General features: G+C 51.7%; 20 protein-coding genes. 17 read left to right on the forward strand and 3 right to left on the reverse strand.

Annotated elements, in window-relative coordinates; all coding sequences use genetic code 11:
* Positions 1 to 22: 22 nt before the first annotated feature.
* Positions 23 to 883, forward strand: coding sequence for a D-ribose ABC transporter substrate-binding protein (locus tag LI015_RS24720; RefSeq protein ID WP_319638748.1), 861 nt, complete (start codon positions 23 to 25; stop codon positions 881 to 883).
* Between the two features lie 130 nt (positions 884 to 1,013).
* Here the strand turns inward: LI015_RS24720 and LI015_RS24725 are convergent, their stop codons facing one another.
* Positions 1,014 to 2,243, reverse strand: coding sequence for a DUF1266 domain-containing protein (locus LI015_RS24725; protein ID WP_227126577.1), 1,230 nt, complete (start codon positions 2,241 to 2,243; stop codon positions 1,014 to 1,016).
* A gap of 310 nt (positions 2,244 to 2,553) precedes the next feature.
* Here LI015_RS24725 and LI015_RS24730 point away from each other — a divergent pair, with 310 nt between their 5' ends.
* The 9 genes from LI015_RS24730 to LI015_RS24770 all read left to right on the forward strand — a co-directional run bounded on the left by LI015_RS24730 (position 2,554) and on the right by LI015_RS24770 (position 12,207).
* Positions 2,554 to 4,158 (forward strand): peptide chain release factor 3, encoded by a 1,605-nt coding sequence (locus tag LI015_RS24730; protein ID WP_002567108.1) that lies wholly within the window; start codon positions 2,554 to 2,556, stop codon positions 4,156 to 4,158.
* Positions 4,159 to 4,323: 165 nt separating this feature from the next.
* Entirely contained in the window at positions 4,324 to 4,770 is a 447-nt protein-coding gene (locus LI015_RS24735; protein WP_002567109.1) for a GatB/YqeY domain-containing protein, read from the forward strand.
* Positions 4,771 to 4,910: 140 nt separating this feature from the next.
* Positions 4,911 to 6,314 (forward strand): Sapep family Mn(2+)-dependent dipeptidase, encoded by a 1,404-nt coding sequence (locus LI015_RS24740; protein ID WP_227126578.1) that lies wholly within the window; start codon positions 4,911 to 4,913, stop codon positions 6,312 to 6,314.
* Positions 6,315 to 6,370: 56 nt separating this feature from the next.
* Positions 6,371 to 7,516 (forward strand): hypothetical protein, encoded by a 1,146-nt coding sequence (locus LI015_RS24745; RefSeq protein WP_227126579.1) that lies wholly within the window; start codon positions 6,371 to 6,373, stop codon positions 7,514 to 7,516.
* Between the two features lie 424 nt (positions 7,517 to 7,940).
* Complete coding sequence (locus LI015_RS24750) at positions 7,941 to 8,957, forward strand: methionine ABC transporter ATP-binding protein (RefSeq protein WP_118019262.1); 1,017 nt, start codon at positions 7,941 to 7,943, stop codon at positions 8,955 to 8,957.
* A gap of 1 nt (position 8,958) precedes the next feature.
* A complete protein-coding gene (locus tag LI015_RS24755; protein ID WP_002567114.1) occupies positions 8,959 to 9,624 on the forward strand; it encodes a methionine ABC transporter permease in 666 nt (221 codons plus the stop codon).
* Between the two features lie 254 nt (positions 9,625 to 9,878).
* Complete coding sequence (locus tag LI015_RS24760) at positions 9,879 to 10,802, forward strand: MetQ/NlpA family ABC transporter substrate-binding protein (RefSeq protein WP_002573540.1); 924 nt, start codon at positions 9,879 to 9,881, stop codon at positions 10,800 to 10,802.
* Positions 10,803 to 10,998: 196 nt separating this feature from the next.
* A complete protein-coding gene (locus LI015_RS24765; RefSeq protein WP_227126580.1) occupies positions 10,999 to 11,793 on the forward strand; it encodes a DUF4190 domain-containing protein in 795 nt (264 codons plus the stop codon).
* Positions 11,794 to 11,946: 153 nt separating this feature from the next.
* Positions 11,947 to 12,207, forward strand: a complete 261-nt coding sequence (locus tag LI015_RS24770; RefSeq protein ID WP_002567117.1) for a YlmC/YmxH family sporulation protein — start codon at positions 11,947 to 11,949, stop codon at positions 12,205 to 12,207.
* Between the two features lie 233 nt (positions 12,208 to 12,440).
* Here LI015_RS24770 and aroD read toward each other — a convergent pair whose 3' ends face one another.
* Positions 12,441 to 13,199 carry a type I 3-dehydroquinate dehydratase gene (gene aroD / locus LI015_RS24775; protein ID WP_227126581.1) on the reverse strand — a complete coding sequence of 253 codons (759 nt, stop codon included), beginning with the start codon at positions 13,197 to 13,199 and terminating at the stop codon, positions 12,441 to 12,443.
* A 182-nt stretch (positions 13,200 to 13,381) separates the two neighbouring features.
* Between aroD and nrdR the strand changes: the two genes are divergently transcribed.
* The 7 genes from nrdR (at position 13,382) to LI015_RS24810 (ending at position 22,271) form a co-directional block, all read left to right on the forward strand.
* Complete coding sequence (nrdR, locus tag LI015_RS24780; protein ID WP_002567119.1) at positions 13,382 to 13,834, forward strand: transcriptional regulator NrdR; 453 nt, start codon at positions 13,382 to 13,384, stop codon at positions 13,832 to 13,834.
* A gap of 36 nt (positions 13,835 to 13,870) precedes the next feature.
* On the forward strand, positions 13,871 to 14,389 hold the full coding sequence (locus tag LI015_RS24785) for a YqeG family HAD IIIA-type phosphatase (RefSeq protein WP_054354216.1): 519 nt from the start codon (positions 13,871 to 13,873) through the stop codon (positions 14,387 to 14,389).
* Positions 14,390 to 14,398: 9 nt separating this feature from the next.
* Entirely contained in the window at positions 14,399 to 15,808 is a 1,410-nt protein-coding gene (gene aroE / locus LI015_RS24790; protein WP_118019223.1) for a shikimate dehydrogenase, read from the forward strand.
* Between the two features lie 132 nt (positions 15,809 to 15,940).
* Complete coding sequence (gene efp, locus LI015_RS24795; protein ID WP_002567122.1) at positions 15,941 to 16,498, forward strand: elongation factor P; 558 nt, start codon at positions 15,941 to 15,943, stop codon at positions 16,496 to 16,498.
* A gap of 122 nt (positions 16,499 to 16,620) precedes the next feature.
* Positions 16,621 to 18,408, forward strand: coding sequence for an arginine--tRNA ligase (gene argS / locus LI015_RS24800; protein WP_002573535.1), 1,788 nt, complete (start codon positions 16,621 to 16,623; stop codon positions 18,406 to 18,408).
* A gap of 83 nt (positions 18,409 to 18,491) precedes the next feature.
* Entirely contained in the window at positions 18,492 to 21,644 is a 3,153-nt protein-coding gene (locus tag LI015_RS24805) for a DEAD/DEAH box helicase (RefSeq protein ID WP_227126582.1), read from the forward strand.
* A gap of 3 nt (positions 21,645 to 21,647) precedes the next feature.
* Positions 21,648 to 22,271 (forward strand): flavodoxin family protein, encoded by a 624-nt coding sequence (locus tag LI015_RS24810; protein ID WP_002573533.1) that lies wholly within the window; start codon positions 21,648 to 21,650, stop codon positions 22,269 to 22,271.
* 140 nt (positions 22,272 to 22,411) lie between these two features.
* Here LI015_RS24810 and LI015_RS24815 read toward each other — a convergent pair whose 3' ends face one another.
* Positions 22,412 to 22,885, reverse strand: coding sequence for a hypothetical protein (locus tag LI015_RS24815; protein ID WP_227126583.1), 474 nt, complete (start codon positions 22,883 to 22,885; stop codon positions 22,412 to 22,414).
* Positions 22,886 to 23,089 lie beyond the last annotated feature (204 nt).

Below are 23,089 nucleotides of genomic sequence, written 5' to 3' on the forward strand. Positions count from 1 at the left end.
AAAAAAGGAATCTGAAAGCCTTATATTTACTGGCTTAGAGATTCCGAGAGATTATGAAAATGTCAGGGAGGGAAGCAGTGGAAACGTGATTGGTTTCTCTGTCTCCACCCTGAACAACCCGTTTTTCGTGACCCTGACAGAAGGAGCCAGAAAAGCCGCGACAGAGAATAACGTGGAGCTGGTGGTTGTGGACGCCGGAGACGACGCTGCCAAACAGACCAGCGACATCGAGGATTTGGTGTCCAGAAATGTGGGCGTGCTGATTGTCAACCCGGTGGATTCAGATGCGGTTGCACCGGCGGTAAAGAGCGCCATGTCCCAGGGGATCAAGGTGATTGCAGTGGACCGCGGGGTCAACGGGGTAGATGTGGACTGCCAGATTGCCTCAGATAATGTGGCAGGAGCCAGGATGGCAACAGAGTATCTCATGGATCTTGTGGGAGAAGGCGCCAAGGTAGCTGAATTACAGGGAGTGCCTGGGGCTTCGGCCACCATTGACAGGGGAGCGGGCTTCCACCAGGTGGCAGACCAATCCCTCCAGGTGGCTGCCAGCCAGACCGCTAATTTCAACCGTGCCGAGGGTATGACGGTTATGGAGAACATACTTCAGTCCGACGGAACCATCAAAGGTGTGTTTGCCCACAATGACGAGATGGCCCTTGGGGCAGTGGAAGCAGTTGCTGCCTCCGGAAAGGACATAAAGATTGTGGGATTTGACGCCACGGACGACGCCCAGAAGGCGGTGAAGGACGGCAAAATGGCGGCCACGGTAGCCCAGAAGCCAGATAAGATGGGCGAGACAGCCATCGGGACAGCTGTCAAAATCATGGCAGGGGAGACAGTGGAGAAATCCATACCTGTGGAAGTGGAGCTGATTAAATAGTTTCAACAGATTGATACATGAGAAATGGACCCTTCAGAACCGGAATTTCCGGGCTGGAATGGGTCCATTTCCGCCTATATATTACTATTTTTTTTAATGCCTGTTTTTTATCCCTGTCATGCTCCGGGGCTTACCATGTCTTTTCAAGTTCCATCTTAAAGTCTACTGAGTAAGGATTGTCCTCCCTGGTCTTTAAATCCTCATAGAGCGCCCTGCGCTCGTCGGCGCTTTCCTCGGCCCAGTACTCATAGCCCCGCATATAGCTTGACATCAAATCATCCCAGGATTCAAATAAGGGCTGCATGGTCTGGGCGATTTCCAGGGATTTATCCAGTGCCTCCTGTTCGGTGTAGTAGCCGGCCAGATAGTAAAAGCTCATCAGGTTCATGGCGCGGCAGTAGTCCCAGCCTGCAATGGCGTCAGGGCCGTACTGCTCATAGAAGCCGAACATATCCGCATAATTTTGGGCCTCATCCGCAGTCATCTGAAACTGGTCCAGCAGGAAAGCGCTTCTCTCATTCGGGGCTATGTCCCGGATGCCTGCTTCTTCCAGGTATGCCATGTCCTCAGCAAAGGTATCGCGGTGGCCCTCGGTCAGAATCCAGTCCAGGGTGCTGTCTGCTGTGGCGCGGTCTGTAACGCTCCACCATTCTTCCAGGGATTTCTGCTCCATAGCCATGACATCATCATTGGCTGCCAGGCCGGCAAAACGGTTGTAGTCCCAGCCGTTTAAGTCCGTGAGGACCGCGTAGGAAGCATTGAACCAGCGAATGGTATCCGTCAGCTCTGCGGTGGTTCTGTCTTCCACCTCAGGAGCACTTTCGCGGAATTTAGAACAGGAGACCTTGAAGGATGCAATCTTGCTGTCATTCATCTTGTCCGCCGCATAGGCCATGGAGTAGTAGGCATAGTCTGTCTCCCCATATACAATATAGGCATCCACATTGGTGCTGTCCACGGACATCCTTCCGGTTATGGCGGTTACATTGGTCATGCCCGGCACCTCCGGTGCCTCGGCATTGGTCTCGCCGGACAGATTGTAGCTGGTCTTAATAATATCCTTCACATCCTCCATGCTGCCGGCCTGGCTGGAGGGGCCGTTTTTGATGAACTGGAGCAGGAACACGGCGTTGTCTTCTCTGCTGCTGGCGGCAATCAGCCATCCGTCCATGGGTGCCTCCTGGGTTTTCCAGGACTTGTCCAGATAAATGGACGCAGTGTCATCCGGTGTGGAGAATTCCTGCATCTGGGCCAGCATATCCTCCGGGGTTTTGGCCCCGCAGCCCTGCAGGGCTGCGGATGCCAGGGCAGCCGTGAGGCAGAATAACAGGGCCAGTTTCTTTGGTTTTGTGCATTTCATGCTTTTTTCCTCTCTTTGTGGGCCTTACGGGTCCGTTTATAGTAACAGAAGGGGGGTGGATCTTATGAGTACAGTATACTATAGAATCATCCCTGCCGGCAACGGCAATTTACAGAGATTTCCATAGAAGGGAGGCTGACGGGCAGAACTAAAAACAGAACCAAAAACAGAACCAAAAACAGAGGGAAAATCAAAAGCCAAAGGCCTTGACTTATGTTTCCAATCATAATAGAATAAAAATTGGATGATTTTGGGCGTACTTCCAAAGTACGTCCATCTTTTACTCAATGGAAAACGGAGGACGAATAACTTGTCACAGATAGATAACCAGATGACAGAAGAGATAAAAAAGCGGAGGACATTTGCAATCATATCCCACCCCGATGCCGGAAAGACCACGCTGACAGAGAAATTCCTGCTGTACGGCGGCGCCATTAATCTGGCAGGAACCGTCAAGGGGCGCAAGGCTGCCAAACATGCTGTGTCCGACTGGATGGAGATTGAGAAGGAGAGAGGTATCTCTGTGACCTCCTCTGCCATGCAGTTTAATTACGACGGATTCTGCATCAATATCCTGGACACACCGGGACACCAGGATTTCTCAGAGGATACTTACCGTACCCTGATGGCGGCAGACTCCGCGGTCATGGTCATCGACGGTTCAAAGGGCGTGGAGGCGCAGACCATCAAGCTGTTTAAGGTATGTGTCATGCGTCATATCCCCATCTTTACGTTTATCAATAAGTTTGACCGGGAGGCCAGGGACCCTTACGAGCTTCTGGACGAGATTGAAGAAGTGCTGGGAATCCGCACATGCCCTGTGAACTGGCCCATTGGATGCGGCAAGAGCTTTAAGGGCGTATATGACCGGTTCTCAAAGAAGATAACTACCTTCACGGCTGCCATGGGCGGTGCCAGGGAAGTGGACAGCCAGGAATTTGCCGTGGACAGCGCGGATGTGGATTCCATCATCGGGCAGGACTATCACCAGCAGCTGAGGGACGACATCGAGCTCCTTGACGGGGCCAGCGACGAGTTAGATATGGAGCGGGTCAGGATAGGGGATTTGTCCCCTGTGTTCTTCGGATCGGCCCTGACCAATTTTGGAGTGGAGACCTTTCTGGAGCATTTCCTTAAAATGACTACGCCGCCTCTTTCCAGGAAGACCCTGGACGGGGTGATAGACCCGTTCCGCCCTGACTTTTCCGCCTTTGTATTTAAAATCCAGGCCAACATGAACAAAGCCCACAGGGACAGAATTGCTTTTATGCGCATCTGCTCCGGCAAGTTCGAGGCAGGGATGGAGGTAAACCATGTGCAGGGAGGAAAGAAGATCCGTCTGACCCAGCCCCAGCAGCTCATGGCCCAGGACCGGAAAATCGTGGAGGAGGCATATGCCGGCGATATTATCGGCGTATTCGACCCGGGAATTTTCGCCATAGGCGATACCCTGTGCGCTTCCAATGAGAAGTTTCAGTTTGAGGGCATACCCACCTTTGCGCCGGAGCATTTTGCCAGGGTGCGCCAGGTGGATACCATGAAGCGCAAACAGTTTATAAAGGGTGTGAACCAGATTGCCCAGGAAGGTGCAATCCAGATATTTCAGGAGTTTAATTCCGGTATGGAGGAAATCATAGTGGGAGTGGTGGGCGTGCTGCAGTTTGAAGTGCTGACCTATCGTCTGCGAAACGAATATAATGTGGAGGTCATCCTGGAGAAGCTGCCCTTTGAGCACATACGCTGGGTGGAGAATCCGGGCGAGGTGGATGTGGCCAGGATTCAGGGTACATCTGATATGAAACGAATTAAGGACTTAAAGGATAATCCGCTGCTGCTGTTTATCAACAGCTGGAGCGTGGGCATGGTATTGGACCGCAATCCGGCGCTGAAGCTCTCAGAATTCGGAAGAGCCTGATCCCATGCAGGAAACAGGACCATGGGACCAGACTACGGTCCCTGAGTGCTCATAACGAGCCGCTGCACTAAGCTCGAAGGGACCTCGCTAAGTGCCAGCGGAATGTATCGCACGTAAGGGACCAGACTACGGTCCCTAAGTGCTCATAACGAGGAGGTAATATTCATGAGTAAGATTGATGCTGTAAGGGCTGCCATGGTGGAAGCCATGAAGGCTAAGGACAAGGCCAGGAAGGATTCTCTTTCCATGCTGCTGTCCGCCCTCAAAAATGCGGAAATCAACAAGAGGGAGCCTTTGACGGAAGAAGAGGAGAACGCGGTCGTTAAGAAGGAAATCAAGCAGACCCAGGAAACGTACGAGATGGCGCCGGCGGACCGTGAGGACATCCGGTCAGAGGCAGCCGCCAGGATGGCTGTTTACAAGGAGTTTGCGCCGGAAGACATGAGTGCGGAGCAGATTCGGGAAGTTATAAGTGCGGTCCTGTCTGAGCTGGGAATCGAAAACCCTACGGCTAAGGATAAGGGAGCCATTATGAAGGTCCTGATGCCCAGGGTCAAGGGAAAGGCAGACGGTAGGCTGGTCAATGAGACGCTGGCTTCCATGTTCCGTTAAGGACGCCCCGGGGCTTTTGCAGGTCCCGGTCCCCCGGCTTGGTGCGCTGAGCAGCAGGCCGGACAGAGCAGAAGGCCGGACAGAGCAGCATAATAAAAGGATGCGGGGCTTAAGCTTCGCAGGAAAAGGAGACGGTTACGATGTATAGGAATGAAATTGAAGGTTTTATTGATTCCCACAGGGAAGAAATGATAGAGGATATCTGTACACTGTGCAGGATTAACAGTGAGAAGATGCCTTATGTGGAGGGCAAGCCTTACGGGGAAGGCCCGTTCCAGGCCCTTCAGGCAGCTCTTGGCATGGCAGAGGGTTATGGTTTTTCCATCCGTAATTATGACAATTATGTGGGAACAGCCGACCTCAATGACAAGGAGAGACAGCTGGACATCCTGGCCCATCTGGACGTGGTTCCTGCCGGTGAGGGATGGACGGAGACAAAGCCCTTTGAGCCGGTGGTAAAGGACGGAAAGCTCTTTGGACGCGGTACCGCGGATGACAAGGGACCGGCCGTGGCTGCGCTTTATGCAATGAGGGCAGTGAAGGAGCTGGGGATCCCGTTAAATAAGAACGTCAGGCTGATTCTGGGTACGGACGAAGAGTGCGGAAGCTCTGATATTGTAAATTATTACGACAAGGAGGATGAGGCGCCCATGACCTTTTCTCCGGATGCGGAATTCCCGGTCATCAACATTGAAAAGGGGCGTCTGGAAGGTCATTTCCATGCATCCTTCCAGGCTTCTGAGGCAATGCCAAGACTGGTGAAGGTGGAAGCCGGAATAAAGGCGAATGTGGTACCGGGCAAGGCCAGGGCTGTTGTGGAAGGCATTGACCTTAAGACATTGGAGGCCGCGGCAGAGGCTGTGGAGAAGGAGACAGGAATTTCTTTTGTACTGGAGGGTGATTTACCGGTTATGACAGTTACTGCCCAGGGGGAGGGCGCCCATGCATCCACACCCCAGGAGGGAAAAAATGCCCTTACAGGCCTGCTGGTGTACCTGACACGCCTGCCTTTTGTAGAGTGCCCCCAGATGGATATGGTGAAGAACCTGCTGAAGCTTTTCCCGCACGGCGATACCTGCGGAAAGGCAGCCGGAATCAGCATGGAAGACGAGCTGTCCGGTGCTCTGACCCTTGCTTTCAGTATGCTGACTGTAGGCGCTGATGGACTGGAAGGCGTATTTGACAGCCGGTGCCCAATCTGTGCCACAGAAGAATCTGTGCTGGGAGTGGTAAAGCAGGCCATGGCGGACCAGGGGCTTACACTGGAAAATGATTCCATGATACCGCCTCACCATGTGGACGGAAATTCTCATTTCGTAAGGACGCTGCTGTCCGTATACGAGGACTACACAGGCCTTGAGGGCAGCTGCCAGGCTACAGGAGGGGGCACCTATGTCCATTCTCTGAAGAATGGTGTTGCCTATGGCGCAGCCCTGCCTGGAACAGATAACCGTATGCATGGAGCCGATGAATTTGCTGTGGTGGATGAGCTTGTCTTAAGCGCAAAAATATTTGCACAGGTCATTGTGGAGCTGTGCAGCTGATAGCGGAAATATACCCTGTTTTTCTGTGACCTGATTGTGAATGAGGGGATGATGGAATGGTGAGACTGGGATGTGTACCGGAACAGGGCGGGCCATCCGCTTATATGGAAAATGCCAAGGCGGTCCGGACGGCGCCGCCGGGGTGCCAGGAGCAAACAGATGGTTTGGGTAAAAATGGTCCCGAAACAACGGCCGTCAGAAGCAATGACAGTGCCTGCCGGGATCAGGCTGTGTGGAGCTGGACAGAGGGCGCGGATGATTGGAGAGAGCAGGCTGTCCGAATGCTGGAACAGCTGAAAAAGCAGTATCCGGGCATTGTGTTCCATTTGGCGCAGGAGAAGGACGCTGGTGATTTGGCTACCCTGGCTGTCCAGGCAGGGACCGGCGTACATCTGTATCTGTCCCGGGAATTTGTGGGGCGCATGGGCAGCAGCCGGGAGGACTTCAGCCAGTGCTGGTCTGAGCTGGTATCTGCGGCCGGAACTCTGCTGGCAAAACAGGGACAGACCAGGGCCGTGGGAGCATTTTTAGGGGAGGAAGGGACTTCCTACTGGTCTGTGCAGGATAAAACGGAAAAGGAGGCTGTGCCTGTGGTCTCACACACAGGCGCAAAAGAGACACCTTCTGCAGGCAGCGACCCCAGGGTGCGAGTTTCTGTTTCACTTAATGTCTCCAGCCATTTTTCCCGGGTGGCCAGGGCCCGCACCAAGGGTCAGGTGCAGGAGGCTGTGTGGGACATATACAGGTCCATTTCCAATCTGAAGAGGGCGGCAGCCTGTGGTGATGACCAACAGCGTGTAAAGGCATCCAGAGCCCTGCGTTCCCTCCAGAAGCTGCTGGGCCGCAGCGGCAGGAAGATGCGGAAGCTGGAGCGGGAGCGGCTTAAGGCGCAGGAACAGAAAAAGGCGGAAAAGAAACACCAAGACAAGCGGGCCTTCCGGCTTAAGCAGGAGAAAAGGCGCATGCGCTCGGCCAGACTGGGATCAGATGCCTGTCTTGTGAAGGAAGGCCATGGAGATGACTTTTATATTCAGGCGTACAGGCGGTTTTCAGGAACCGCTTATAAATGGGAGCACCAGATGCCAGCGGGCACCATGGCAGGCCTTTTTGACGCCGTTCCATCAGGAGGCAGTGGGATGGCCGGCACGGCGGAGGCCGGATTTACGGCAGCTGATGTGATTGTCTCAGGAGACACCCTTTAAATCATAACGAACATTTTAGAAGGGTGTTTCAGGAAAAAGTGCTTGACAAATAGGTTCATGTGATGTATTTTCTTAACTAAGATAAATCCCAGCGATTTAATAGGAATCAATACAGGAGGAACGTATGAATCAGTTTAGAGCCATGCAGATGAATATGGATATGATGAACAGCATGTACATGATGATGTGCTGTGTATCCGCATGGGCAAAAAACTGAATGTAAGTTTCATCTGTATGGATTGTGATTAATCAGGAGATATCCCGGTAGCAGGGAAAGATTCAGGGCCGCAAGTCCGTGCAGGACATGCGGCCTTTTTGCTGTGATTTTGCCTGAACGCTGGAGGCTGCCACGATGTGGCCAGGGCGCGGGCATGTGCGGGACCCCGAATATGTGTTTCAGGAACAAAAGAAAGGAATTAAACCTATGGAAGCAAATAACGAAAATCCCATCATTCAGCTGGTGGGGCTGGGGAAACAGTTCCAGACCATGAATGGTCCGGTTACTGCCCTGGAGGATATCAATTTGGAAATCCGGTATGGAGAGGTGTTCGGTATCATCGGCCTGTCCGGTGCGGGTAAGAGTACCCTGGTGCGGTGCATCAATTATCTGGAAGTGCCCACTTCGGGAAAGGTCGTATTTGAAGGAAAAAACCTGTCTGTGATGAAGGACAGGGAAAAGCGTCTGGCCAGGCAGTCCATGGGCATGATTTTCCAGCAATTTAACCTGCTGTCCCAGAGAAATGTGCTTCAGAATGTATGCTTTCCACTGGAAATTGCAGGGGTATCCAAGGCCGAGGCCAAAAAGCGGGCAGAGGAGCTTTTAACACTGGTGGGTCTGGAGGACCGGATGAAGGCATATCCGGCGCAGCTTTCAGGCGGACAGAAACAGAGGGTAGCCATTGCCAGGGCCATGGCAACGAACCCAAAGGTCCTTCTGTGTGACGAGGCCACCAGCGCGCTGGACCCCAACACGACCAAATCTATTTTGGAACTGCTTAAGAAGATAAACCGGGAGATGGGAATTACTGTCATTGTCATTACCCATGAGATGGCGGTTATTGAGGCCATATGCGACAGAGTGGCTATCATAGACCACAGCCATATTGCAGAAGTGGGAAATGTGTCCGATATCTTTTCCGGCCCCAAATCCGATATCGGCCGTCAGCTGATTCTGGGGGATGTGGCTGAGCAGAACTTAAACTTTGGCAATTCCCGCCAGATCCGCATTATTTTTGACGGAAGAGAGTCTTCTGAGCCCGTAATCGCCAACATGGTGCTGGCCTGTAAGGTTCCGGTGAATATCATGCATGCGGACACCAGGGATATTGAAGGCAAGGCCATGGGACAGATGATCATACAGCTTCCGGAGGACGATACGGATGCCGGCAGGATTTGTAACTATCTGAAAACAGCCAATGTAAAGTTCGAGGAGGTGCGGTGATATGCAATTTGATGCTACGACCATAAATATGCTTGTAAAAGGAATCTGGGAGACGATATACATGGTATTCCTTTCCTCTGCCTTATCCTATGTAATTGGTATTCCCCTGGGAATCGCCCTGGTGGTGACGGACAGGGAGGGCATCAGCCCGGTGCCTCTGTTTAACAAGGTCCTGGGTCTCATCATCAATCTGCTGCGTTCCGTGCCGTTTATCATCCTGTTAATCATGGTTCTGCCCATTACCAAGTTCATTGTGGGAAAGACCATAGGATCCAATGCCACGGTGGTGCCTCTGATTATTGCCGCAGCCCCCTACATAGGGCGTATGGTGGAGTCTTCCCTGAAGGAAGTGGACGCAGGTGTCATTGAAGCAGCCAAATCCATGGGCGCATCCACCTGGCAGATTATAGTCAAGGTGCTGCTGCCGGAGGCCAAGCCGTCTCTGTTGGTGGGAGCGGCCATATCCGTGACCACAATTCTCGGGTACTCTGCCATGGCAGGATTTACAGGAGGAGGCGGACTGGGAGATATCGCCATCCGTTACGGATACCACCGTTACCAGACCGATATGATGATGGTGACCGTAGTGCTTCTGGTCATTATTGTGCAGCTGATCCAGGAGGTCGCCATGCGCATGTCCAGAAAGAGTGATAAGAGAATCCGGTAGAAAGATTCCGGAACACAATCCGGGAAGAGAGTGCGGGAACAGAATCCAGGGAATCCAGTAACAGAATCCAGGAAGAGAGTCCCGTGAGACAGAGTTGTATGTGAATCTGCCGAGGCTGTCCGGTTTCCTGACAAGGAACGGATAACGTATATGACCTGCATATGAGGAAGGACGTGCAGCCTGGGCTGATGATAAATGCCGTATCATGGCGCAAAATAACAGGGGCAGAGCCCCAACGCGAGGAGGACACAATTATGAAGAAAAACATCTTAGGCGCAGCCGTACTGGCTGCAGTATTGGTATCAGGAGCGCTCAGCGCATGCTCCGGCAGCCCAAAGGAGACTGCGGCGGCAGATACAACGGCAGCAACTGCCGGGACTCAGGCTGCTGATTCCAAGGAAGAGGAAACCACGGCGGCAGAGGCGGAGACCACCCAGGCCAGTGCAGAACTGAAGGAAATCGTGGTAGGAGCAAGCCCGGCGCCGCATGCGGAAATCCTCAATGCAGCGAAAGAGGTTCTGGCATCCAAGGGCTATGAGCTGAAGATTGTGGAATATACGGATTATGTGCAGCCCAACAATGCACTGGATTCAGGAGATCTGGATGCAAACTATTTTCAGCACAAGCCATATCTGGATTCCTTTAATGCGCAGAACGGAACAAAGCTGGTCAGCGCAGGCGCCATCCACTATGAGCCATTCGGCATTTATGCAGGCAAGACAGCATCCCTGGAAGAGCTTCCTGACAAGGCAACCGTACTGGTGCCAAACGATGTGAGCAATGAGGCAAGAGCCCTTCTTCTGCTGGAGGCGCAGGGGCTGATTAAGCTGAAAGACGGCGTTGGTCTGGAGGCTACTAAGAATGATATCGTGGAGAATACCAAGAACCTGGATATCGTAGAGTTAGAGGCAGCTCAGCTTCCGCGTTCCATTTCTGACGGCGATATCGCGGTTATCAACGGCAACTATGCAATTGAAGCAGGGCTTAAAGTCAGCGATGCCCTGGCTACTGAGGATTCCCAGTCCCTGGCGGCTACCACCTACGGCAACGTGGTGGCAGTGAGAGAGGGAGAGGAGTCCAGCGATGCAACCAAGGCCCTGGTGGAAGCATTGACCAGCCCTGAGGTAAAGCAGTTCATGGAGGAAACTTATGAAGGCGCAGTGGTGCCGCTGTTCTAAAGCATATTTTAAGGCGTTTTCAAGCATACTCCTAAGGAGAGAATGCAGTTATTCATAAAATTGTAAGAGGCTGTCCGCCGGGGATATACCCTGGCGGATTGTTTTATTTTACAAAATATGTTATACTTTTCCAAACGTGTGCCCTGTATCTGGGCACATGAACGCGGCCGTATGGGCTTGAGAGAGGAGATAATCCATGGAAAATGAAAACAGATACGGTACCGGGGAAGGCCAGGGGCCGGATTATCATACAGGTAACAGGGAACCAGTGATTGTGGCGGAACAGCCGGCCAGAGAGGTGACAGAGGAGGACTCCGAACAGGCATCTGCCGGACAGGATGGTTCCGATGGATGGAGCAGTCCTGTGGACGCACCCTTACAGGAGGACAGGTGGAACGAAACCGGGGATAAACCCTATCTGGGAAGTCCCTGGGAACCAACCCCATCCGGGGCATCGTATGACGCAGGAAAGGAAAATGGCGTCAGCGGAAATGACAGCCAGCCGGTATATAAGCCAGCTCCGGCTTCTTATGGTCAGGGCCAGCCGGGGGCAAATCAGGGTCAGCCCGGAATAAATCAGGGTCAGCCGGGGACCGGCCAGGGCGGCGATTTCAGCCAAAATGACAGCCGCCGGGAAAGAGGAGGCAGTCAGCCGGGCGGAAACAGCCAATGTCAGCCCCAATACCAGACCCAGTATCAGACCCAATACCAGTCTTACCAGCCTGCATATCAGGAAAAGAACAATATGGCTACGGCTTCTCTGGTTATGGGAATTCTTTCCCTGTGCAGTATCTGCTGCTGCATGCTGTTCGGTGTCGTGTTCGGCGTGCTGGGCATCATATTTGCCATTATGTCAAAAAAAGGAGACAGAATGGACAGCCAGGCAAAGGCCGGACTGATACTCTCTATTATCGGTGTTGCTGTCACTGTGCTTATTATCATCTTTTTTGTTGTGATTGAGGTGTTGGCTGTCATACCGGAACTGAACTGAAACAGCGGCTATCAGTAACATCTGCCGGGTACCGCCCTGCAGAATGGCTGCTATCCGCGTAACCGCGGACAGCCGGTATTTTCAAAAATCAGGTTTTAATCGGACAGTATCCGGCATATAGTAAGTAGCAAGAGAGGCCGGGAGGCTGTGGACGTGAGGATTTACGACCTGAAACAAAAAGAAGTGATTAATGTAAAGACCTGCAAGCGCCTTGGATTTGTGGGAGATGTGGATTTCGACATGGAAACGGGCTGTCTGCTGGCCCTGATTGTGCCTGGGCCGGGCTGTATATGCGGTTTTTTGGGCCGGGAGAAGGAATATGTGATACCATTCTGCGATATCTGCCAGGTGGGAAATGATATCATATTGGTGGACATTAAAGAAAAAGATGTGACGGAAAGCATTAAATGCTGAATGGAAACATACAGCGGCCGAAATGAAACATGCAGCGCGGATTCCAAGAGGATTCGCGCTTTTTTCAGCCCTTAAGGGCAGAGGAGTGGCCGCCAGGGCTTCCCCTGCCGGCCGGTTTGTGAGAAAAAGTTGTATGAAAAGCATTTGCTTTTTACAAATCTAACTATACAAACGAATTGTGAAGGTTTTATGGTGGAAATGTGAAAAATCTGTGAAGGGGTACCATAAAATAGTCACAGGTTTTCGTGGATGGCTGTCAGGAACTCCTTCAGCTTCCCCACTTCAATCTGGCCCGGTGCAGAGGCTTCCTTTACAGAGCCAAAGGTCAGGCAGGAGCCGAACACCTCCCCTGACAGACGGCTTATGAGCCCGGTGCCTTTCATGGACATGGTGATGAGCGGACAGGACAGGGACTGGCTGGCCTTGTGGGTGGCGGACAGGAGGGTCAGCACATCGCCGGCTGACTGGGGCATCACCGCAATCTTGGCTATGTCTGCCCCCAGGTCCTCCATATGATGCAGGCGGCGGAGAATCTCCTCCTCTTTGGGGGTGGCTGCGAAATCATGGTTGGACAGGATGACGCTTACCTGGTGTCTGTGGGCCAGGACTATTGTCTCACGTATCATATCGTCCCCCGAGAAAAGCTCCAAATCCACCAGATGTACATGGCCGGAGCAGATGGCGTGTTCTGCCAGGGAGCGGTACGCCGGCAGGGGAGCGGACAGATGACCGCCCTCCCGTTGGGTACGGAAGGTAAAGAGCAGTGGAATGTCTTTCAGGGCAGACTCCAGGCCGGGAAGGACCTGGTCCAGGGTATCCGGCTCCAGTATGGAATCAAACCAGTCCGCTCTCCATTCAGCTATATCCACTGGCTGCTCCGTGAAGGAGGCAGCCTGGTGAATCAGGGATTCATAATCCTTTTCCACCAGCGGGGCGCATATTTTCGGCATTCCCCGCCCAAGTATTGTTTGTTTTATGATGACATTTTTCATGATAAGGAGCACCTTTCCTGTAATCTTTTTGGATTTGTCTGGATTCATTATAAAGCGGGGAGGGGATTTCGTCCATACTGTAATGAAAAAAGAACAAAGTCCTTGCTATCCATACTTTCTTCGGTTAAAATATATGAAGCGTTTAAGGCGATACGTGAAAAAAGAAAGGATGGGTAACCCAGATGAAATGCCCCTATTGTAATGAAGCAGACACCAAGGTCATAGATTCCCGCCCGGCAGATGACAACAGCTCCATACGCAGGCGCCGCCAGTGCGAGCGCTGCGGTAAGCGCTTTACCACCTACGAGAAGCTGGAAACCATGCCGTTAATGGTAATAAAGAAGGATAATTCCCGGGAGACATATGACCGTTCCAAGATTGAAGCAGGAATCATTCACTCCTGCCATAAACGGCCGGTATCACCCCAGCAGATTAATTCCATGATTGATGAGATTGAAAACCAGATTTTTAACATGGAGGAAAAGGAAGTGCCCACCTCCGCCATCGGAGAGCTGGTGATGGGAAAGCTTAAGGACCTGGACGAGGTGGCGTATGTGCGTTTCGCTTCTGTTTACCGGGAATTTAAGGATATGAATACGTTTATAGACGAGATTGGAAAATTACTGAAAAAATAGAATTGCTAAAATAGATTGGAAGGAATACTTATAAACATGCTGGAAATGTTTTATCCCCGCCGTTACGAGGTTTCAACTTATGTGATACCTTTTGACTATTATCATGCACAGGGAATGCAGGGCGTGATTTTTGACATTGATAATACCCTGGTGCCCCATGACGCGCCGGCAGACGGACAGGCAGTGGAACTCTTTGAGCGTCTTCGCGCCATGGGAATGAAGACATGCCTTTTATCCAACAATAAGGAACCCAGGGTAAAGCCCTTTGCGGATTTTGTGGGTTCCTGCTATATCCATAAGGCAGGCAAGCCGGGAGTCAAAGGATATGAGAAGGCCATGGCGCTTATGGGGACTGACAGGGAACATACTCTCTTTGTGGGGGACCAGCTGTTTACAGATGTGTACGGTGCCAACAGGGCCGGCCTCTACAGTATCCTGGTAAGGCCCATGAACCCCAGGGAGGAAATACAGATTGTGATGAAGCGTTACCTGGAAAAGCCGGTGCTGTATTTTTATAAAAAACACGCCAGAGATATAAACCAATACAGGGAGTAAAGTGAGACAATGGACGGAAAGACAAGAGTATGCGGGCTGATTGCAAATCCGGTGGAACATTCCATGTCACCCATGATGCATAATTTCTTTGCGCAGAGAACAGGGGTGAATTTAGCCTACGTTCCTTTTAAGGTGGAGGAGGACCGGGTGGGGGACGCAGTAAAAGGGGCTTATGCCCTGAATATACTGGGGATGAACGTAACGGTTCCCCATAAACAGCGGGTAATGGAATTTCTGTCTGAACTGGATGAGGATGCCAGGGCCATCGGGGCGGTCAATACACTGGTCAGGACAGAAGCGGGGTATAAGGGCTATAATACGGACGGCGCAGGCCTTAAGCGGGCTTTTGCGGAAGCCGGTATCCGGACAGAAGGAGAACACTGTTTACTCATTGGGGCCGGAGGCGCGGCCAAGGCAGCAGCCTATGTGCTGGCAAAGGGCGGGGCTGCAAAAATCCACATCCTCAACCGGAATGAAGCCAGGGCCAGGGAGCTGGCCGGCTATATCAACATGCTGACCGGCAGAGGTCTGGCGGAGGCCCTGCCCCTGGAGGGTTACAGGAATCTTCCTGCCAGAAAGGGCGGTTATCTGGCTGTACAGTCCACCAGCGTGGGTATGCATCCCCATGTGGAGGATGTTATTATTGATAATCCCCGGTTTTATGAGATGATTCATACGGGTGTGGACATTGTCTATACTCCCGCCAGGACCAGGTTTATGAAAATGGTGCAGGAAGCAGGGGGAAGGGCGGTGAACGGCCTGGACATGCTTTTATATCAGGGTGTGATTGCCTATGAACTTTGGAATCCACAGGTCAGGGTGGACAGTGGGACCATAGAGCTGGCAAAGCAGATGATTGAAAATTACCTGCAAAAGAAACAGGCAGGGGAGGGCAGGGGAGATAACCTGATTCTCATTGGCTTCATGGGTGCTGGAAAGTCACGTGTGGGAGAGCATTTCGCAGCACGCTACCGGATGCCCATAATTGATACGGACAAGGAGATTGAAGCGGCCGCCGGTATGGCCATATCCGACATATTTGCCACCCAGGGAGAGGAAGCCTTCCGGCGCCTGGAGACAGGCGTACTGGAGAAGCTGCTGGAGCAGGGAGGCAGATCAGTGATTTCTGTGGGCGGCGGACTGCCTCTCAGGGAGGAAAACAGGGCGCTTCTCAAACAGCTGGGAACCGTGGTATATCTGGATGTCCTGCCGGAAACCGTCATGGAACGAATCGGATCCGATGTGTCGGACCGCCCCATGCTTCACGGCGGTGATGTGATGGGACGTATCGTCAGCCTTCTGGAGTCGAGAAAACCCCATTACCTGGAAGCTTCTCATATCATTGTGGATGTGAACGGACGGGACGTGGATGATATCGTGGAAGAGATTTACCGCAGGGCAGCGGATAAAACTTGCTAAAAAGGGAGAAATTTATACTGCCGTTAAAAAAGAACTTGAAAATGCTCCCTACATAGTATAGAATATAAAAGATTAAAGACTTATGGGGCGCTTAGGCAAGCGTCATGAACGAACTCAAGGAGGAATATCTTTATGATATCAGCAGGTGATTTTAGGAATGGCATTACACTGGAGATTGACGGACAGGTTGTCCAGATTATGGAATTCCAGCATGTTAAGCCAGGCAAGGGCGCAGCTTTCGTGCGTACAAAATTAAAAAATGTAATCAACGGCGGCGTGGTAGAGCGCACTTTCCGTCCTACAGAGAAGTTCCCTCAGGCCAGGATTGACAGAGTGGACATGCAGTATCTGTATGCTGACGGCGAATTATATAACTTTATGAACCAGGAGACCTATGATCAGGTAGCCCTGAACCAGGACATCATCGGCGATGCCCTGAAGTTTGTGAAGGAGAACGAAGTATGTAAGGTCTGCTCTTACAATGGCAACGTATTCTCCGTAGAGCCTCCGCTGTTTGTTGAGCTGGAGATTACAGAGACAGAGCCAGGTTTCAAGGGTGATACCGCAACCGGTGCCAACAAGCCGGCAACCGTAGAGACAGGTGCAACCGTATACGTACCGTTATTTGTTGAAATCGGCGATAAGATTAAGATTGACACCAGAACCGGCGAATATCTGTCACGTGTATAATACAACTGTCAGATACGCCCTGGGAGGCGGTTTGTAAGAATTGCTCCGGTATTTGCCGGGGCAGTTTTTAACTTTCCGGGAAAAGGAAAGACCTATTGTCACAGTAAAGGAGAGTATACATTGTGAATAAGATTCTGGATATGATGGAGCGGGAATTAAAGCAGGCATTTACAGCCAGCGGATATGAGGATTCATTCGCAAAGGTGGTTTTGTCCAACCGTCCCGACCTGTGTGAGTACCAGTGCAACGGTGCCATGGCAGCGGCTAAGGCATATAAGAAGAAGCCCATTGATATAGCGAACCAGGTGGTGGAACATCTGGTCTCAGGCGGCTCCCACCCTGTTTTTTCCGAGGCGGAGGCTGTAATGCCGGGATTCATCAACCTGAAGCTGTCAGAGGCGTTCTTGGCAGAGTATACGGGTTTTATGGCTCAGTCAGATAAGCTGGGGCTGGAAGCACCTGAGAAGCCGGAGACTGTTATTGTGGATTACGGCGGGGCCAATGTGGCAAAGCCTCTCCATGTGGGCCATCTGCGGGCGGCCATTATCGGGGAGAGCATAAAGCGTATGGGCCGTTTCCTGGGCCACCATATGATTGGTGATGTGCACCTGGGGGACTGGGGACTGCAGATGGGCCTTATCATTGAGGAACTAAGGGACAGGAAGCCGGAGCTGGTGTATTTTGACGAATCCTTTGAGGGACCATTTCCACAGGAGGCGCCCTTTACCATCAGCGAACTGGAGGAGATATATCCTGCGGCCAGCGCCAAGTCCAAGGCAGATGAGGTGTTTAAGGAGAGGGCTCATCAGGCGACCCTGAAGCTCCAGAGAGGATATGCCCCATACCGGGCAATCTGGCAGCATATCATGGCTGTCTCTGTGGCTGATCTTAAGAAGAATTATGCAAATCTGAACGTGGAATTCGATTTGTGGAAGGGCGAAAGCGACGCGGAACCCTACATCGGGGACATGATTCAGATGCTGGTGGATAAGGGGCTGGCCCATGAGAGCCAGGGCGCTCTGGTGGTGGATGTGGCTCAGGATACGGACACCAAAGAGATTCCGCCCTGCCTGGTCCGTAAGTCAGACGGAGCTTCTCTTTATGCCACATCCGATTTGGCAACCATTGTGGAACGGGAACAGGATTTTAAGCCGGACCGCTATATTTACGTGGTGGATAAACGCCAGGGAATGCACTTTGAGCAGGTATTCAGGGTGGCTAAGAAGGCAGGTATTGTGAAGGAAGATACCCCCATGATTTTCCTGGGCTTCGGCACCATGAACGGAAAGGACGGAAAGCCATTTAAGACACGTGAGGGCGGAGTCATGCGTCTGGAAAAGCTGATTGAGGAGATCAATGAAGCGGTATACCAGAGAATTATGGAGAACAGGACCGTATCAGAGGATGAGGCCAGGAGTACGGCAGCTGTGGTAGGTCTGGCTGCCCTGAAGTACGGTGATCTGTCCAACCAGGCTGCCAAGGATTATGTCTTTGATATTGAACGTTTTACCTCCTTTGAGGGTAATACAGGTCCATATATCCTCTATACCATTGTGAGAATCAAGTCCATTATCGCCAAATACAGGGAGAATGGAGGCCAGGTAAGCCAGGATGCCGTTGAAAAGAAGATTCTTGCCTGCGCCGGAAGTTCGGAGAAGGCCCTGATGCTTATGTTGGCCAGATATAATGAAGTTCTGGAAAACAGCTTTGCGGAGACAGCGCCTCATAAGATATGCCAGTATATTTATGAGCTGGCCAATGCTTTTAACAGCTTTTATCACGACACCAAGATTCTGGCAGAGGAGGATGAGGCCAGGAAAGAGAGCTATATCGGGCTGATTTCCCTTACCAGACGGGTGCTGGAGGCCTGCATCGGACTGTTGGGAATCGAGGCTCCGGAGCGCATGTAACCGCGGGGATGTCCTGGGATGCTGATAGGTCCTGCCTTGGGGCAGGGGTATCAGGAATCCCGCTGAAAGGATGCATGAAGCAGATGAAGATTGTCAGGATGAACACCAGCAGCTTCTGGAAGGGGGAGGCTGGTGTGAAAGGCCTGGTTGAAGACCAGGGGGAAACATTTGAGGTAAATTTATATCTGGGAAGCGGAAGAGTAAGGGATTACTCCTGTTCCTGCAGCAAAGGGAATTCTTACAGGGGAATGTGCGCCCATGGGGAGGCCCTTTTTGCGTATTATAATCAGCAGAGGGAGGAGGCGTCCAAACCAACGGTTCATACATCCTCCCAGGTTCACACCATGATTCGGGAATACACCAACCGGGAGGTGGCCCTGATTCTGGCAGAGGAGGTGGACGCTCAGGTAAGGCTGGAGCCGGTGCTGATTCTGGACGGTAAAGACACGCGTCTGGAGTTTGAGGTGGGGATTACCCGTTTTTATGCTGTACGCGATTTGAGGGCCTTTAAGGAGGCCGTTGAAAATGGTGCCCATGTGGCCTATGGAAAGGACCTGTCCTTTCATCACCACAAATCGGCTTTTACAGACAGCAGCAGGGAACTGCTGGCCCTGCTTATGGGAGGGGTGCAAAACCAGAAAGCGGTCCGCAGCCTGACCCTTAACCGTATGAACCGGGATCAGTTTTTTGAAATAATGTCTGGCCGGACCGCAAAGGTCCAGCTTCCCGGCGGGAACCGGGTCATGATGGATATGGAGGATTCTGATCCTGTGGTCTCGCTTAAAGTGGAGAAGACGGGAAGGGACGGCCTGAAAGCCAGCCTTATGGGAGTGGCGCCAATGAAAGGAAGCGAAGGGCCAAGGCAGGTGGCGGGGTGCTTTCGCGGGGAGCGGTTTCTGTATGTGGTGTCCGGCCAGAGGCTTTACCGGTGCAGCGAGTCATGTACCCAGGTCATGGGGCTGTTCATGGAGCAGATGTGCATGGAGCGGGATGAAAGCGTGATGGTGGGTCAGAGGGATATTCCGCTGTTCTATGAGCGTGTTATCAAGCATATTCTTCCGTATTGCCGTCTTATGCTGGAGGATGTGGATTTTAAGGATTATGAGCCGGAGCCGTTAAAGGTATCCTTCCGGTTCGACACAGGGGAGAATGGGGCTCTGGTGATGGAACCAACCCTTGCCTACGGCGGCTATGAATTCCATCCCCTGGAGGACGAGAATCTTCCCAGGACAATATGCCGCGATGTGCCGGGGGAGTTCAGGGTAAGCCAGCTGATCCATAAATATTTCAAGTACAAGGACCCGGAGGGAATACGGCTGGTCATAAGGAATGACGAGGATGAGATTTACCGTCTTATGACAGAGGGAATGGACGAATTCCGTTCCATGGGAGATGTATATGTGTCTGAGAACCTGCGTCAGTGGAAGGTTCTGGCGCCTCCCAGGGTTACTGTGGGTGCTTCTGCTGCCGGCGGCTGGCTGGAACTGGATGTGGATATGGGTGACATGAATAGCCAGGAACTGAACCGGATACTGGCGGCCTACAGCCAGAAAAAGAAGTACTACAGGCTGAAAAACGGACAATTTCTGGGGCTGGATGAAGGCGGTCTCACGGTCATCAGCCGTATGGCATCGGAATTGGGAGTGACCAGAAAGGAGCTTCAGAGCGGCAAGGTCCGTCTGCCGGCTTACCGTGCCTTCTATCTGGATTATCTGCTTAAGGAGAGTACCGGCGTAACCTATTACAGGGACCAGATGCTAAAGGCCATGGTAAGGTCGGTCAAGTCTGTGGAGGACAGTGATTTTACTGCGCCGGAAAGACTCAGGGGCGTTCTGCGGGAGTATCAGCGAATCGGGTATGTCTGGCTGCGGACCCTGGACAGTTACGGATTCGGGGGTATCCTGGCCGATGACATGGGATTGGGAAAAACCATACAGATTATTGCCCTGTTGGAGGACGCCTATGGCTCAGGCGAACAGTCTCCGTCCCTGATTATATGCCCGGCTTCCCTGGTCTACAACTGGGAGCATGAGATCCGGCGTTTTGCGCCGGACCTTAAGGTATTATCCGTGGTGGGAAGCAGTTCGGAGCGGGAGGTCCTTTTAAATGAGGTGGGAAGAAATCCGCAGGACTATCAGGTTATTGTGACATCCTACGATTTGCTGAGAAGAGATGTAGGCTTATATGAAGTCATCCACTTCCGGTATCAGGTCATAGACGAGGCGCAGTATATCAAAAACGCATCCACACAGAGCGCAAGGGCAGTGAAGTCCCAGGATGTGCAGACCAGGTTTGCCCTCACAGGGACGCCTGTTGAAAACCGGCTGGGGGAGCTGTGGAGCATTTTCGATTATCTGATGCCGGGCTTTCTCTTTGGAAGCCAGTTCTTTAAGAGGGAATATGAAATCCCTATCGTAAGAGAGGGTGACGGGGCTGCCCTCAAACGGCTGAAGCGGCTCATAGGCCCCTTTGTGCTGAGGCGGGTAAAAAAGGATGTATTAAAGGAGCTTCCGGATAAGATGGAGGAGGTGGTATATTCCAACTTTGAAACGGAGCAGAAAAAATTATATGCGGCCAATGCGGCCAAGTTTAAGGAGAAGCTCAGCACAGGCGGTTTTGGCCAGGCTGGGGAAGGAAAGCTCCAGATTTTAGCGGAGCTCATGCGCCTGAGGCAGATTTGCTGCGACCCGCGGTTATGTTACGACAATTACAGGGGCAGCTCCGCCAAGCTGGAGACCTGTATGGACCTGGTGCGAAGGGGCGTGGCGGGAGGACATAAGATATTATTGTTTTCCCAGTTTACCTCCATGCTGGATATTATTTATACAAGGTTCGAGAAGGAGGGAATTATGAGCCACATGCTGACAGGGGCCACCTCCAAGGAAGAACGAATCCGGCTGGTGGGAGATTTTGGAAAGGATGAGGTGCCTGTATTCCTGATTAGCCTGAAAGCGGGGGGAACCGGCCTCAACCTGACTGCGGCGGATATCGTCATCCATTATGACCCGTGGTGGAACGTGGCTGCCCAGAATCAGGCCACGGACAGAACCCACCGGATAGGCCAGGATAAGCAGGTAACGGTCTATAAACTGATTACCAGAAATACCATAGAAGAGAACATCTTAAAGCTTCAGGAAGCCAAGAGCCATCTGGCGGATGCAGTGGTGCCTGAGGGCACGATATCCTTTGGCAGCCTGACAAGAGATGATATACTGAATATCATAAAGGAGGAATAGGAAATGAAAGTATTAATGTTAAACGGAAGTCCCCATGAGAAGGGGTGTACCTACACAGCCCTTGCAGAGGTGGCAGGAGAGCTCAACCAGGCCGGCATTGAAACAGAGATTATGCATGTGGGCGGCGGGACTGTCCATGGATGCATGGGCTGCGGCGCATGCGGTAAGCTTGGAAAATGCATTTACAGTGACGACAAGGTCAACGAAGCAGTGGAGAAGATGAGGCAGAGCGATGGGCTGATTGTGGGTTCACCGGTACACTATGCTTCGGCCGGCGGGGCTATCACCTCCTTCCTGGACCGTTTCTTCTATTCCGGAAGCAGTGCTGCTGCCCATAAGCCGGGAGCAGCCGTTGCTTCTGCCAGAAGGGCCGGAACAACTGCCACCCTGGACCAGCTGAACAAATATTTTATGATTACGCAGATGCCGGTAGTGTCCTCCCAGTACTGGAATATGGTGCACGGGCAATGTCCGGAGGATGTAAAAAAGGATGAAGAAGGCATGCAGATTATGCGCGTATTGGGCAGGAACATGGCCTGGATGCTCAAATCCATTGAGGCCGGAAAAGCTGCCGGAGTTACGCTGCCTGAGACAGAGGAAAAGAAACGAACGAATTTTATACGGTAGGAAAATGGCTGATACGTGAAGGTTAGTGCATGAAATCAATACATGGAATTAATACATGAAATCAGGATGGACTGACTTAAGACTGGGGCCCGCCCGGCACTATGGTGTGCCGGGCTTTTTGAATATGGCTTTATGTACGGCTATGCCAATGCGGTATGTATGGTCTGATTATGAATGTGCTGGTCCAGTATTAAATGAACCCGTTCCACTTCACCGAGAATCAGGGTTTCGGACTTCGTGATTTGGTTTCTTAATACGCGCTCAGTGGATTTAATCTGGAATTCCAGACTGTCCATGCGGGTGTTCAGGGATATATTTTGTATATCAGATTTCATGCCCTGCATTTCGGTTTTTACGCCTTGTATATCAGATTTCATGCCCTGCATTTCGGCCTTTACACCTTGTATGTCGGATTTCATACCCCGTATTTCGGTTTTTACGCCTTGCATATCGGATTTCATGCCCTGCATTTCGGCTTTTACGCCTAAGATGTCGGATTTCATGCCCTGCATTTCGGTCTTTACGCCTTGTATATCGGTTTTCATATCCCGGATATCAGTTTTCATATCAATTATTTCAGTCAATATGACATCAAGTTTATCAGAATCAGTCAAGCTGTCACCTCCTAAAAACAGTGTGCTGTGTCAGTGTGCCGAATCGCGGTTTGTGTTTCGTCTGGAAACAGGGTGTAATTAAGTATAGCAGATCGGAACATGTAAATCCAGGCTGATTTTAGCATTTTTTGTAATGATTTTCACCGGATTTCCCCGCTGGTTTTCAGAAAAAATAATGCTTGTCACAAATCCCCCATTCTGTTA

This window comes from Enterocloster sp. 210928-DFI.2.20, assembly GCF_020554465.1.
Taxonomy (GTDB): domain Bacteria; phylum Bacillota; class Clostridia; order Lachnospirales; family Lachnospiraceae; genus Enterocloster; species Enterocloster bolteae.

Coding starts and splice junctions, on each gene's coding strand:
- LI015_RS24745 (WP_227126579.1), top strand. CDS start 6,371: ATGGTGAGACTGGGATGTGTACCGGAACAGGGCGGGCCATCCGCTTAT.
- efp (WP_002567122.1), top strand. CDS start 15,941: ATGATATCAGCAGGTGATTTTAGGAATGGCATTACACTGGAGATTGAC.
- LI015_RS24760 (WP_002573540.1), top strand. CDS start 9,879: ATGAAGAAAAACATCTTAGGCGCAGCCGTACTGGCTGCAGTATTGGTA.
- LI015_RS24735 (WP_002567109.1), top strand. CDS start 4,324: ATGAGTAAGATTGATGCTGTAAGGGCTGCCATGGTGGAAGCCATGAAG.
- LI015_RS24805 (WP_227126582.1), top strand. CDS start 18,492: ATGAAGATTGTCAGGATGAACACCAGCAGCTTCTGGAAGGGGGAGGCT.
- LI015_RS24785 (WP_054354216.1), top strand. CDS start 13,871: ATGCTGGAAATGTTTTATCCCCGCCGTTACGAGGTTTCAACTTATGTG.
- LI015_RS24765 (WP_227126580.1), top strand. CDS start 10,999: ATGGAAAATGAAAACAGATACGGTACCGGGGAAGGCCAGGGGCCGGAT.
- LI015_RS24750 (WP_118019262.1), top strand. CDS start 7,941: ATGGAAGCAAATAACGAAAATCCCATCATTCAGCTGGTGGGGCTGGGG.
- aroD (WP_227126581.1), bottom strand. CDS start 13,199: ATGAAAAATGTCATCATAAAACAAACAATACTTGGGCGGGGAATGCCG.
- LI015_RS24725 (WP_227126577.1), bottom strand. CDS start 2,243: ATGAAATGCACAAAACCAAAGAAACTGGCCCTGTTATTCTGCCTCACG.
- aroE (WP_118019223.1), top strand. CDS start 14,399: ATGGACGGAAAGACAAGAGTATGCGGGCTGATTGCAAATCCGGTGGAA.
- LI015_RS24810 (WP_002573533.1), top strand. CDS start 21,648: ATGAAAGTATTAATGTTAAACGGAAGTCCCCATGAGAAGGGGTGTACC.
- LI015_RS24740 (WP_227126578.1), top strand. CDS start 4,911: ATGTATAGGAATGAAATTGAAGGTTTTATTGATTCCCACAGGGAAGAA.
- LI015_RS24755 (WP_002567114.1), top strand. CDS start 8,959: ATGCAATTTGATGCTACGACCATAAATATGCTTGTAAAAGGAATCTGG.
- nrdR (WP_002567119.1), top strand. CDS start 13,382: ATGAAATGCCCCTATTGTAATGAAGCAGACACCAAGGTCATAGATTCC.